The following is a 13,757-nucleotide window of genomic DNA, read 5'->3' as shown; positions in this document are numbered from 1 at the left end:
ATTAATGCTTTAATTAATGCAAAATTATGTTATTTTGAATGAAAAATAGCACTGAATATTTTATACACAAAATGGACGTGAAAAAGTCGTTGTTTGACAACTTGCAAACCTTTTTTGGGTTTGACAATTTTAAAGGTGATCAGGAATCTATCATAACTAATATTCTTGAGCGTAAAAACACCTTCGTAATTATGCCGACAGGGGGAGGGAAATCCATATGTTATCAACTACCTGCATTGATGAACGAGGGCACAGCTATCGTTATTTCTCCGCTGATTGCCCTGATGAAAAATCAGGTTGATCAGCTGCGTGCATTTGGCGGTAATGATAGTATTGCACACTTTATGAATTCTTCCCTTAATAAATCCGAAATCACCCAGGTGAAGAGTGATTTGTTAAGCGGGCAGACTAAATTATTATATGTAGCACCAGAGTCTTTGTCTAAAGCAGACAATATTGAATTTCTGAAGCTCATAAATATTTCTTTTGTAGCGGTTGATGAGGCGCACTGTATCTCTGAATGGGGGCACGATTTCCGTCCGGAGTACCGTAAAATTCGTCAGGTGATCAGTGGTCTTGGCGCTGACATACCTATTATCGCCCTAACGGCTACTGCAACGCCAAAAGTTCAGCAGGATATCATTAAGAACCTGCAAATGTCTGATGCTACTTTATATAAATCTTCATTTAACAGGCCAAACCTGTTTTATGAGATCCGTCCAAAAAGGGACGTGCTTAAAGAGATCATCAGGTATATCAAGTATAATACGGGTAAATCAGGCATCATTTACTGCCTGAGCAGAAAAAAGGTAGAAGAAGTTGCAGAAGCATTGAATCTGAATGGGATCAAAGCGCTGCCTTATCATGCCGGTCTGGAACCGAAAGTGAGGGCCGATACGCAGGATAAATTCCTGATGGAAGATGTAGAAGTTATTGTTGCTACTATTGCTTTTGGAATGGGAATTGACAAACCTGATGTAAGATTTGTAATTCACCACGATATCCCAAAAAGTATGGAAGGTTACTATCAGGAGACCGGGAGAGCCGGAAGAGATGGTGGTGAAGGTGTTTGTATAGCTTTTTACGCGCAAAAAGATGTTGAGAAGTTAGCGAAGTTCATGAAGGATAAGCCTGTGGCCGAGCGTGAAATCGGAACGCAGATCCTGAAAGAGGTAATAGACTATGCGGAGTCGGGTGTTTGCCGAAGGAAGCAGATCCTGCATTATTTTGGTGAAAACTTCAATGAAACAGGATGTAATTGTATGTGTGACAATTGCAAAAAGCCTAAGAAATTATTTGAAGCAGAAGAGCACCTGAAGACTGTTCTAGCACTGATTAGAAATATAGGGGAGAAGTTTGACGATACACATATCCTGAATATCCTGATGGGTATGGAAACCGCGCAGACAATTGCTTATGAACATAGTAAACTTTCAGAATTCGGGCATGGTAAGGTTGAAGGAGAAAACCTCTGGAAATCGCTGATCAGGCAGGCGGTACTCAATAACTTTTTATCAAAAGATATTGATAATTATGGCTTGCTGCGCTTAACCAATTCCGGGAACGATTACATTGATAATTCCTATGCACTGAAGTTCATTCTTAATGAACCTATTGAGAGCGCGGCCGATGATGATGAGGACGATGTGAAACATGGTTCAGGAACACTGGATAACCAGTTACTGCTGCTGCTAAAAGATTTACGTAAGAAGATTGCTAAACAGAAGAATGTACCTCCATTCGTTGTTTTTCAGGATCCTTCGCTGGAAGAGATGTGCACGCACTATCCTATAGCTATGGATGAGCTGAAACAGATTTCTGGTGTAGGTAATGGGAAAGCACTTAAATTTGGTGGTCCTTTTATTGAGCTGATCAAGAAATATGTGGCTGATAACGATATAGAGCGACCAATTGATCTGATTATCAAAACTCAGGCAAATAAATCGCAGTTGAAGGTTTCGATTATCCAGAATGTAGACAGGCAGATTGGTCTGGAAGACATTGCGAAATCAAAAGGGATCACTTATTTTGAGATCCTGAAGGAAATTGAGGCAATCGTAAATTCGGGAACAAAGCTTAATCTGAATTATTTTGTGGATGAAATGTTAGATGATGACCGTCAGGATGAGGTATTTGATTACTTCCGCTCTGCAGAAAATGATTCTATTGATGAAGCACTGAAAGATTTAGGAGAAACCGATTATACCCGTGAAGAGATACAATTAATGAGAATCAAGTTCATGTCTGAACTTGGAAACTAAAATATAGAATGATCAATTTCGAACTAGATAAATTAAAACATACAACATCGGGTAATTTCTTTTTAATGGCTGGTCCCTGTGCTATAGAGGGTGAAGAAATCGCGATGAGAATTGCAGAGAAGATTATCACCATTACAGATAAGCTGGAAATACCTTTGATCTTTAAAGGTTCTTACCGAAAAGCAAATCGGTCTAAAGGCGATTCTTTTACTGGAATAGGAGATGAAAAAGCGTTGAAAATATTGGAAAAGGTTGGTCACACTTTTGGCGTTCCTACAGTAACAGACATTCACGAAAGCGATGAAGCTGCCATGGCTGCAGCTTATGTTGATGTATTGCAGATTCCTGCTTTTTTATGCAGACAGACGGACCTGCTGATTGCTGCGGCAAATACAGGTAAGGTAGTTAACATTAAAAAGGGACAGTTTTTGTCTGCCGGTTCCATGCGGTTTGCCGTAGAAAAAGTTCAGGAAGCCGGAAACAATAAAGTGATCCTGACGGATCGCGGAAATACATTCGGTTATCAGGACCTGATTGTAGACTACAGAGGTCTGCCAGAGATGCAGGGATTCGGTGTGCCGGTTGTGATGGATGTAACACATTCACTTCAGCAGCCAAATCAAAGCAGTGGTGTAACCGGTGGTAAACCACAACTGATTGAAACCATCTCCAAAGCTGCAATTGCAGTAGGCGCAGATGGGCTATTCATAGAAACACATCCTGATCCTGCTAATGCAAAATCTGATGGTGCAAACATGCTCCACCTCGATTTGCTGGAGGATCTGCTGGTAAAGCTGATAAGAGTTAGAAAAGCGGTGATTTAATCACCGCTTTTTTTATGGATCTTTAAACGGCTAAAACACTATTGTTCTATTAAATCCTGGTAATTATAAATGAGGTCCTGCGGTTCTGCTTACGACCGGCTTCAGTTGCATTTGGGGCAATTGGTTTGGAAGAACCAAATCCTTTGAAGCTTAAACGATCCACATTGATTTTATTGCCGGCTAAATAAGTATAAACTGCCTGCGCCCTTTGCAGCGAAAGTTTCTGGTTATCTGCTATATTTCCAACGTTATCTGTATGTCCCTGAATTTCGATGGCGACAGCAGCATTGTTCTGCATCATCTCTAAAAGGCTGGTTAGCTCTGTAACCGATGAGGGCAGCAGTTCAAATTTATTGGTATCAAAGAAGATGTTTTTCAATACTACATTAGCACCTGGCTTTAACTTTTGCAGGTTAATTTCCAGAAGGTATGGCTGATCACTTTTCACATTGTTAAGTTCAAAGTTATCCGAATAAAAAAGATATCCGTCAGCTACGGCATTAAAGGAGTAAGTACTGCCCATAGGCATTACTGCCAGAAATTCCCCCGTCTCGGGAGAGGTATGATCACTGAACTTATTTTCTTTGGTTTTTAGGTTGACCACCTGGACTTTCGCTTCCAGGAATTCACGCGTTACAGCATCCCGCACTATGCCCTTCACATAAGTAATAGGTAAAGGTTTGGCTGATGAAGGCATCAGGAAACTATAAATATCCATGTCCCCGAAACCATCTTTCAGGACGGAAGAGAACAGACCCTGCGTTCCATCTGGTGTCACAATTAAACCTGTCTCTTCATTAAATGTGTTGATGGGATAACCGATATTTACCGGTTGAGCCCATTTTCCACTATCAGCTCTGCGGGTAAAGAAAATATCCATATTGCCCATTCCCGGCCATCCGTTAGAAGAGAAATACAAGGTTTTTCCATCAGGATGCATAAATGGTGTATTCTCATCATATGCTGTATTTACTTCCGCACCTAAATTTTCTGGTTTACTCCAGTCTCCATCAGTACTCAATACCGTCTTCCAGATATCATAACCTCCCAATCCGCCAGGGCGGTTACTCACAAAATATAAGGTATTTCCATCCGGACTAATTGCTGGTTGTGAATCCCATGAAGATGAATTTATTCCCGGACCCAGGTTAAAAGGTGTATCCCATTCTTTGCCAATTTTATGGCTCACATACAAATCACAGCTTCCCATCCCATCTTCACGGTTACAGCCGGTGAAGAAGAGGTACATGCCGTCAGGAGAAATAGACTGCGCACCTTCATTGAATTTAGTATTGATTTTTTTGCTGAGCGGCACAGCTGGTTTCCAGGCTTTATTTACCAGCTGAGAGATGTAAAAGTCTTCGTTCCCGTTCACTGTCCTGCTGAATATTAAACTGGATCCATCAGCTGTCAGGGCTGGAAAATATTCTCTGTCTTTGGTATTAATGGCTTCGCCCAAATTGAGGGGGATATATTTTTCTGGCTTGCTCAATGCGAGTACCGCATAGTCACAGTCCTTTATATATTTATCAGCTCTTCCGAGAATAACCTGGTCTTTTCCCTTGTATTTTTGTTTAAACAATATAAAGTTGGATTTCGCAGCAGCATAGTCGCCCGTGTTTAATAATACATCCGCAAGCGAGTAGTATGTTCTTGCATCCGCAGACACTGTTGTAACAGCAATTGCCTTAAGATAAAATGGTTTTGCACGGTCATACTCTCTTTTGTATCTATATACATCACCAAGCTGCACATAGGCCAGTTGAAATTGGGAATCGGCCGAAACTGCATCTTCCAGAAATTTAACAGCCGCAGTATAATCCTTATCCTGCAGAGCGCGCTGAGCGTATTCGAAATTCTGCTGCGCTTTTTTATTAGTAGATTCCTGCGCGCTGGTTAGCGTAAAACTGAAAAGACACAAAAACAATAGAACTATATTTTTCATAATTGTCCGCTATAAGGGAAGGGTAATCTGACCGGATAAACTTAATAAAAAAAAGCTATACCTTATTCGGCCACCATACGTTTTGTTCAAAAGAATGGTGGCCGAATAAGGTATAGCTATTATTCAGGAGTTCACTACTCCTGAAGGGATCGCTCAGGCGATTAAGGAATGTTCAGATATTTATGTGTCTGCAATGAAATTTCCCATTTTGGGTTGGCCATTACATAATCAATAATCATTGGAGTAATCTCTTTTGATTTAGACCATTCCGGCTGCAGATAAAGTTTACAAGCAGGAGAAACTGTCTCTGCGTATTTCTCCGCCCATTCAAAATCACTTTTGTTGAATACGATTACCTTCAGCTCATTAGCAAAAGGAGTGATGTCCGGACGAGGCGCTTTAAACTTTTTTGGTGAAAGACAGATCCAGTCCCAGTCGCCCGACAATGGATAGGCACCAGACGTTTCTATAAAGGTGAGTATATTCCTCTCATGCAGCTTTTTTGTCAGGTAGTCCATATTGTAGATCAATGGCTCACCACCAGTAATCACAACAGCTTTACCTGGAAAAGTATCCGCTTTTGCGGCAATATCATCAGCAAGTGTTAACGGGTGAAGTTCTGCGTCCCAGCTTTCTTTCACATCGCACCAGTGGCAACCCACATCACAACCTCCAAGCCGAATAAAATAAGCTGCTTTGCCTGTGTTAAAACCTTCACCTTGTATCGTGTAAAACTCTTCCATTAAAGGAAGCAATGTGCCGTCTGCGGGAATATTGTGTGCCATATATTAATTGGCAAAGTTAAATAAAATATGAACGGGAAAAGGGAATATCTGTATATTCGATTGGTTTAAATGACCAAGTTATGAATAAAGCAGGCACTAAGGATAATTTGCGGTGGTATAAAATCGAAGAAAAACTGCCAGAGGGTGACTTTGTGATGCAGGTACAGGTAGGCGGTAAAAAACGCTGTTTACTCCGGCATGAAGGACAGCTTCATCTGATACAAAATTATTGTCCCCATGCGGGTGCGGTGCTTAGTGGGGGATGGTGTAAAGATAAAATGATTATCTGTCCAGTTCACCGGTATGCTTATCATCTTGACGATGGGAGGGGAGCTGAGGGACAGGGAGACTACATTGAACTCTATGCAGTGCGTGAAACGTCAGATGGTATTTACGCAGGCTTTAAGCAAAGCCTGTTTAGCCGCCTTTTCGGTAAAAGCTATTTCTGACCGCATAAAATAAACACCTTAAAAATAAAAAGCCGGCAAAACAATTTTGCCGGCTTCATTATGTTTTAATAAATTAGGCGTAGATCTCTTTCTTCGCAGAGGCTAAAGTGTTTTTCAATAAGCCAACGATCGTCATCAATCCAACTCCACCCGGAACAGGAGTGATCCAGGAAGACAATGGTGCTACGTTTTCAAAATCTACATCTCCATATAATTTATATCCGGATTTCGTAGTTTCGGAAGTTTCCCTGTTGATACCCACGTCAATAATTACTGCACCTGGCTTAACCATGTCTGCCGTTACAAAGTTTTTCTTACCGATAGCTGCAACAATAATGTCTGCCTGAAGGGCAATCTCTTTCAGATTGGCTGTTTTACTGTGCGTCAGGGTTACTGTACAGTTACCAGGGTTTGCATTCCGCGCCATCAGGATACTCATCGGGCTGCCTACTATGTTACTACGGCCTACTACAACGCAGTGTTTACCAGTGGTATCGATCTCGTAAGCCTTTAATAATAATAAAATCCCATAAGGCGTAGCAGGAATAAAACAAGGGAGGTTACGCATCATCCTGCCCAGATTTACCGGGTGGAAACCATCAACATCCTTCCGGTAGTCAATCGCTTCAGTAACTTTTTCCGGATCTATGTGTTTCGGCAAAGGAAGTTGTACAATAATGCCGTCAACGCCGGCATCACTATTGATCTCTGCTATTTTTTGCAATAACTCATCTTCAGTAACCGTAACGTCATAACGGATCAGGGAAGACTGAAAGCCTACCTTTTCGCAGTTCTTCATTTTACTGGCTACATAAGTTTCGCTGCCACCATCATTTCCTACTAAAATAGCGAGTAAATGTGGTTTGCGACCGCTTGATGCTAAAAAGTCAGCAGCCTCAGCGGCGATCTCTAATTTTATTTTTTCTGATGCGAATTTTCCGTCCAGTAATTGCATATCAATTGTATTATCTATTGCTAATCTAATTTTAAAACTGCCATAAAAGCAGTCTGTGGAATTTCAACATTACCTACCTGGCGCATGCGTTTCTTTCCTTTTTTCTGTTTTTCCAGTAATTTACGCTTACGGGAAATATCACCACCATAACATTTAGCAGTAACGTCTTTACGCAAAGCTTTAACTGTTTCCCTTGCAATAATTTTTGCACCTATAGAAGCCTGGATAACAATCTCAAACTGCTGGCGGGGAATCAATTCTCTTAATTTCTCGCAAATCCTTTTTCCGAAGTCATATGAATTACTGCGGTGAATCAGGGAAGAAAGTGCATCAACTGGCTCTGCATTTAATAAAATATCCAGCCTTACCAGGTCAGATTTGCGGTAACCGATCTGATGGTAGTCAAATGAAGCATAACCTTTGGAAATTGTTTTCAGCCGGTCATAGAAATCAAATACAATCTCACCCATAGGCATCTCAAATACCAGCTCAACGCGGTCAGATGTTAAATATGATTGGTTAGCAATAATTCCTCTTTTCTGAATACAAAGCGACATTACTGGTCCGACGAACTCAGATTTAGTAATGATGTTTGCTTTAATGTAGGGTTCCTCCACATATTCCATTTTACTTGGATCCGGAAGATCAGAAGGATTATTGACGATGATCAGCTCGCCTTTGGTTGACATTGCCTGGTAAGACACATTGGGTACAGTAGTGATTACCGTCATGTCAAACTCGCGCTCTAAACGCTCCTGAATAATCTCCATGTGCAGCATGCCCAGGAATCCGCAACGGAAACCAAAACCAAGCGCGGCAGAAGATTCCGGCTCAAAAACAATCGAAGCATCATTCAGCTGCAATTTGTGCATTGCCTCTCTGAGATCCTCAAATTCATCTGTGTCTACCGGGTAAATTCCGGCAAATACCATCGGTTTAACCTCTTCAAAACCTTTAATAGGCTCCAAACTCGGTCTGTCTTTATGTGTGATTGTATCACCCACTTTAACTTCTCTGGCTTCTTTGATACCGGATATGATATAACCTACATCACCTGTTTTGATGACATCTTTAGGAGATTGTTTAAGTTTCAATGTACCTACTTCCTCCGCAATATATTCTTTTCCGGTAGCTACAAATTTCACTTTATCTTTTTTACGGATTTCTCCGTTTAGTACCTTGAAATAAGCTACGATTCCACGGAAAGAATCAAATACAGAGTCAAAGATCAAAGCTTGCAGCTCACCTTCAGGATTTCCTACAGGTGCAGGAACGCGTTCTACAATAGCCCGAAGGATATCATGTACACCCAATCCGGTTTTACCAGATGCAGGAATAATTTCTTCTCTCTTACAGCCGATTAGTTCAATGATCTGATCTTTTACTTCCTCAGGCATTGCACCCGGCAAATCCATTTTATTGAGGATAGGAATGATTTCCAGATCATGCTCTAAAGCGAGATAAAGATTGGATATTGTCTGTGCCTGAATACCTTGTGAAGCATCTACAATCAGTAATGCGCCTTCACAGGCAGCGATAGAACGGGAAACTTCGTAAGAGAAATCTACGTGTCCCGGAGTATCAATAAGGTTAAAGATATATTTCTGACCATCTTGTTCGTAATCCATCTGGATAGCGTGACTTTTGATGGTAATACCACGCTCACGCTCTAAATCCATGTCATCCAGCAGCTGAGCTTGCGACTCACGCTGGGTGATTGTATTAGTGTATTCTAATAAACGGTCGGCTAAAGTGCTCTTACCGTGGTCAATATGTGCAATTATGCAAAAATTACGTATGTGCTTCATCAGTGCCGCAAATATAGAATTTTACCCCGACTATTTAGCAAGTTCGGCCAGTTCAAGTAAATTTTTGACCAGATCACTGTTTGTAAGCGAATAACTGTATTCATCAGCATCTGCTCCCATATTCAGATTTTCGTTGCGGAACAGCATTTTACCAGCAACAGGCAACCTTGCGGAAGCATGGAAAACCCGGGCACCCGTCAACCTGATTAAGGCAGTCACATTAGCTGTATTCACACCTGCACCTGGCATGATCTCGATACGGCCGCGCGACTGTACAATTAGACCTGCAATCACCTCAGCGCCTTCAAGTGCTGAAGCTTTACCACCAGAAGTGAGGACTCTGATCACACCTAAAGAAATGATATCTTCAAGTGCTTCCTTCAGATCAGCAGTCATATCAAATGCCCGATGAAAAGAAACATCCATTGGATGGGCTAGTTTGATCAGTTCAGCGCAACGTGCCTTGTCGATTTTTCCTTCAGCTGTTAATACACCAATTACAACCCCTTCACAATTTAACTCTTTACAAATGCGGATATCTTCCTTCATTGATTCAAACTCAATGTCCGAATATAAAAAATCACCACCTCTGGGTCTGATGATAGGGAAGACCTCGATTGTCAGCAGTTTTTTTGCCAGAGCAATTTGAGAATAACTGGGAGTTGTACCCCCTTCTGTTAAACTGGCACACAATTCAATACGTTTAGCGCCGCCTTTCTGTGCCTCTATTCCAGAGCTCACAGAATTAGCGCAAACTTCCATATTTATCATATCTGCTAATAATAACTTTGTCCCGGAATCAGCAAATCCTGATTTTCGGCATTACAAACTGCGTAACTAAACCCTTTTTGTATAGCATAGGCACCATATTCTCCTTTTTTGTTGAGTGCCAAAAATCCTACCTGTATATTTTTAGCGATGTCTGGTTTCTTTTTAATAATACGCATTACCGCTTCCTTACAAGCTGCCTCAGGTGCATATCCCTGGCGCATCAGTTCGACAACAAGAAAGCTTCCTACATTGCGGATCACTTCTTCACCAACACCGGTGGAGGTGGCACCGCCCACTTCATTATCTACATATAATCCTGCACCGATAATAGGACTGTCGCCCACACGGCCATGTAATTTAAATGCCATACCGCTTGTGGTACAGGCACCAGATAAATTGCCCCTGGCATCTAATGCCAGCATACCTATGGTATCGTGATTATATTGATTGCCCGGTAATTTTGTAGGTGCGGCTTTATCATATAATTTATTTTCTATATTCATCACCGGCTCATATTTAGCCGTTTTCAGCCATTCCTTCCAGGCTTTTTCACTTTCAGGAGTCAGCAGGTTGGTTTTTTTGAAGCCATTCTCCAGCGCAAACTGTAAAGCTCCGTCGCCAACAAGCATCACGTGAGGAGTTTTTTCCATCACCATTCTGGCTACGGAAATTGGATGTACGATATGCTCCAGTCCTGCAACTGATCCACAATTACCCAGATCATCCATTATACAGGCATCCAAAGTTACCTTGCCATCTCTGTCCGGCAAACCTCCATAACCTACGGATTGGTTTTTAGGATCAGCTTCGGGCACCTGAACGCCTTTTTCTACTGCATCTAAGGATCTGCCTCCAGCGGACAATACTTTCCATGCATCATGGTTTGCTGCAATTCCAAAGTCCCATGTAGAAATTACAATAGGTTTTGCAGCAGCGGAATTTAAGGGAGTAGAGGGAAGCACAGCGGCGATCCCGGATTTATCAATAGCCAGCAGGGAAGCTGACAGGGCAGAGGCTTTTAAAAATTTCCGACGGTCGAGCATATTTTGTTTTAGTTGTTTATAGTAAAGTCATCAGCATCTTTAAGGAAGGGAAAACCCTGGCGGACTTTCACCAATTCTTCGTAACTGATACTGAAAGTATATAAATCTTCATCTTCTGGTTTGTAATATACCGTATTACCAAATGCATCTATACACATGGAATGGCCGCTATAATACACTTCATTGCCATCATGACCCACGCGGTTAGCTGCAATCACATAACTTTGATTTTCTATTGCACGTGCAGGAATTAATGCTTTCCAATGCGGAATACGCCTATCCGGCCAACTAGCTATTACAAGTAGAATATCATAAGCGGCGTCAGTATTTCGCAGCCACACAGGGAAACGCAGATCATAACAGATGGCCAATCTAATTTTCCATCCTTTGAGTTCTACAATGATCTGATCACTTCCGGCAGTGTAGGTTTGATCTTCCTGACCCATACCGAAAAGGTGTCTTTTATCATAGTATTGAAATTCACCGCCAGGCAGCATCCAGATCATCCGGTTATAATAAGCATCGTTTTCTTTAATGATCAGACTACCAGTAATGACACAGTTGTATTTTGCGGCAGAGTCCTTCATCCAGGTCATTGTTTTACCATTCATTTCTTCAGCAAGTGCTTCGGCATTCATGCTGAAGCCTGTATTAAACATTTCCGGCAATACAATAAGATCTGTTTTTTCCTTTACCCCGGAAGATAACCTTAGTGTTAAATTCTGCAGGTTTTTATCAATATTTTCCCAAAATAAATAAGCCTGAAAAATAGTAATTTTTAGATTATTGATTTTGAGGTAATTCGGACTTTCCATATGATAATATTAACGTAAGGGCATGTAAATTAAAGTTTCATTAATCTTTCAACGGCTTTTTCAAGCGTATCTTGCTTCTTGGCAAAACAAAAACGAAGCACCTGATGGTCTGTGTTTCTGATGTAGAATGCTGATACCGGGATGCTTGCAACTCCATAGTCTGTGATTAACCGCTTCGCGATTACGGTATCCGCTTCGTCACTGAAATGCGAATAGGTAACGCATTGAAAATAAGAACCGTTACAAGGTAATAATTTAAATTTGGTTTGACCGATCAGAGAGCGGAATAAATCACGCTTTTCCTGAAAAAAACCGGCTAAATCCATATATACAGCAGGATCTTTAAGATAATGGGCAATTCCCACCTGCATTGGCGTGTTGACACTGAAGACATTAAACTGATGAACCTTTCTGAATTCTTTCATCAGGTTTTCCGGCGCAAGGCAATAACCTGTTTTCCAGCCTGTGGCATGAAGCAGTTTACCGAAAGAGGCAACAATGAAAGCACGTTCACGCAGTTCCGGGTACATGGCAATAGATTTATGTTGCTGACCATCATAAATCAGATGTTCATACACCTCATCGCTGAGTATCAAAATGTCCGTATCCTTTGTGAGTTTGATGAGTGCCTCTATATCTTTATCACGCAGAACAGCACCTGTTGGATTATGGGGACTATTCAGAATGATCATTTTCGTATTTGCTGTAAATAGTTTTTTAACCATTTCCCAGTCGATATCATAATCCGGGGGAGCCAGCTCATATGGTTTTACTAACCCACCCAGCATTTTTATAGTCGGTGCATAAGAATCATAAGCCGGCTCGAAAATGATGACCTCATCACCTGCTGTAATATAGGCGCTCAGTGCGGTAAATATAGCCTGCGTACCTCCTGCGGTTACGGTAACTTCTGTATCGGGATTGTAATCGGCACCATAAAGGTGATTCACTTTATCTGCAATTAATTCCCGCAAAGCCGGAATACCTGTCATGGGCGCATATTGATTATGTCCATCTTTCATTGCATCAGCCACGAGATTCACCAGCTTAGGGTCAATATCATAATCAGGAAATCCCTGCGAAAGATTAATTGCTTTGTGTTCTGCTGCTAATTGGGACATCACTGTGAAAATTGTAGTAGATGTACCCGGAAGTTTAGAGTATGTAGATATCATGTGTTGACGAAAATAGAAAATATTTCAAAACTTATATTATTCCGAATATATTTAATAATTTCATCAGCTATGACTTTTAAAACAAAAGAGAGCAAATTGCTGCTCGTTCTAGGGGCATTTTTTGTGGCCAATGCGATACTTTCTGAATTTATAGGAGTTAAAATATTCAGTGTTGAAGGTACACTGGGGTTGAAGCATTTTGATATCAATTTGCTTGGCGTCCCTAACTTATCTTTTAATATGTCTGCCGGTGTAGTGACCTGGCCTGTTATATTTATCATGACTGATATCATCAATGAATACTTTGGAGTGAAACAGGTTCGTTTTCTATCGATCCTGACTTCTGTTTTGATTGCTTATGCATTTCTGGTCATCTGGGGTACAATGCATCTGACAGCTTCAGATTTCTGGGTCAATCAAACCATTAATGGTCAGCCGGTAAATATGAACAATGCCTTTACAGGAATTTTTGGACAAGGAATGTGGATCATCGTTGGCTCTATAGTCGCATTTTTGGTCGGTCAGATTGCAGACGTATTTATTTTTCATAAGATAAAAAAGGTAACAGGAGAAAGGGCATTATGGCTACGGTCTACGGGTTCAACCTTAGTTTCACAACTGATAGATAGTTTTGTGGTTATCTTTATTGCCTTTTACTTGAATCCGCAATACCATTGGAGCTGGCAGATGGTTGCTGCCATTGGTCTGGTTAATTATACCTATAAATTTGTGGTGGCCATACTGATGACACCAATATTATACGTTGTACATGCTGTTATTGATAAATATTTGGGCAAGGAGTTAGCTGAAAAGCTCACCAGTCTCGCCAGCAGGGGATAGGTTAATGGTATCGCTGTAGTAAGTTATTAAAACAACAAAAGGCCGTAAAGGCCTTTTGTTGTTTTAATAACTACAAATACTGTTGC

At 41.1% G+C, this 13,757-nt stretch carries 12 protein-coding genes; 4 read left to right on the top strand and 8 right to left on the bottom strand.

Annotation, left to right across the window (positions count from 1 at the left end; all coding sequences use genetic code 11):
* The first annotated feature begins 71 nt into the window (after positions 1 to 71).
* Together recQ and kdsA are read left to right on the top strand one after the other, a co-directional pair.
* Positions 72 to 2,261, top strand: coding sequence for a DNA helicase RecQ (gene recQ, locus OQX62_RS20315; protein WP_265833585.1), 2,190 nt, complete (start codon positions 72 to 74; stop codon positions 2,259 to 2,261).
* Between the two features lie 8 nt (positions 2,262 to 2,269).
* Complete coding sequence (gene kdsA, locus OQX62_RS20310; RefSeq protein WP_265833472.1) at positions 2,270 to 3,085, top strand: 3-deoxy-8-phosphooctulonate synthase; 816 nt, start codon at positions 2,270 to 2,272, stop codon at positions 3,083 to 3,085.
* A gap of 49 nt (positions 3,086 to 3,134) precedes the next feature.
* Here kdsA and OQX62_RS20305 read toward each other — a convergent pair whose 3' ends face one another.
* Positions 3,135 to 5,030, bottom strand: coding sequence for an OmpA family protein (locus OQX62_RS20305; RefSeq protein WP_265833470.1), 1,896 nt, complete (start codon positions 5,028 to 5,030; stop codon positions 3,135 to 3,137).
* Positions 5,031 to 5,191: 161 nt separating this feature from the next.
* A complete protein-coding gene (locus OQX62_RS20300; protein ID WP_265833469.1) occupies positions 5,192 to 5,815 on the bottom strand; it encodes a 7-carboxy-7-deazaguanine synthase QueE in 624 nt (207 codons plus the stop codon).
* Between the two features lie 80 nt (positions 5,816 to 5,895).
* On the opposite strand from OQX62_RS20300, the gene OQX62_RS20295 reads away from it, so the two are divergent.
* A complete protein-coding gene (locus OQX62_RS20295) occupies positions 5,896 to 6,264 on the top strand; it encodes a Rieske (2Fe-2S) protein (RefSeq protein ID WP_265833468.1) in 369 nt (122 codons plus the stop codon).
* A gap of 73 nt (positions 6,265 to 6,337) precedes the next feature.
* Here OQX62_RS20295 and OQX62_RS20290 read toward each other — a convergent pair whose 3' ends face one another.
* Genes OQX62_RS20290 through OQX62_RS20265 form a run of 6 tightly spaced genes read right to left on the bottom strand, consistent with a single transcriptional unit; the run spans position 6,338 to position 12,831 of the window.
* The gene (locus OQX62_RS20290) at positions 6,338 to 7,219 is read right to left on the bottom strand and encodes a bifunctional 5,10-methylenetetrahydrofolate dehydrogenase/5,10-methenyltetrahydrofolate cyclohydrolase (RefSeq protein WP_265833467.1); all 882 of its coding nucleotides are present in this window, start codon (positions 7,217 to 7,219) and stop codon (positions 6,338 to 6,340) included.
* A 20-nt stretch (positions 7,220 to 7,239) separates the two neighbouring features.
* A complete protein-coding gene (lepA, locus tag OQX62_RS20285; protein ID WP_265833466.1) occupies positions 7,240 to 9,027 on the bottom strand; it encodes a translation elongation factor 4 in 1,788 nt (595 codons plus the stop codon).
* A 30-nt stretch (positions 9,028 to 9,057) separates the two neighbouring features.
* Complete coding sequence (locus OQX62_RS20280; protein ID WP_265833465.1) at positions 9,058 to 9,789, bottom strand: copper homeostasis protein CutC; 732 nt, start codon at positions 9,787 to 9,789, stop codon at positions 9,058 to 9,060.
* 14 nt (positions 9,790 to 9,803) lie between these two features.
* Entirely contained in the window at positions 9,804 to 10,841 is a 1,038-nt protein-coding gene (locus OQX62_RS20275; RefSeq protein ID WP_265833464.1) for a N(4)-(beta-N-acetylglucosaminyl)-L-asparaginase, read from the bottom strand.
* 8 nt (positions 10,842 to 10,849) lie between these two features.
* Positions 10,850 to 11,656: a nitrilase family protein gene (locus tag OQX62_RS20270; RefSeq protein WP_265833463.1), complete on the bottom strand. Its 807-nt coding sequence runs from the start codon at positions 11,654 to 11,656 to the stop codon at positions 10,850 to 10,852.
* 29 nt (positions 11,657 to 11,685) lie between these two features.
* Positions 11,686 to 12,831 carry a methionine aminotransferase gene (locus tag OQX62_RS20265; protein ID WP_265833462.1) on the bottom strand — a complete coding sequence of 382 codons (1,146 nt, stop codon included), beginning with the start codon at positions 12,829 to 12,831 and terminating at the stop codon, positions 11,686 to 11,688.
* Between the two features lie 69 nt (positions 12,832 to 12,900).
* Between OQX62_RS20265 and OQX62_RS20260 the strand changes: the two genes are divergently transcribed.
* The gene (locus OQX62_RS20260; protein ID WP_265833461.1) at positions 12,901 to 13,671 is read left to right on the top strand and encodes a queuosine precursor transporter; all 771 of its coding nucleotides are present in this window, start codon (positions 12,901 to 12,903) and stop codon (positions 13,669 to 13,671) included.
* The last annotated feature ends 86 nt before the right edge of the window (positions 13,672 to 13,757 follow it).

Source organism: Pedobacter sp. MR2016-24, from assembly GCF_026239655.1.
Lineage (GTDB): Bacteria > Bacteroidota > Bacteroidia > Sphingobacteriales > Sphingobacteriaceae > Pedobacter.
This window is presented reverse-complemented; position numbering and strand designations above follow the sequence as displayed.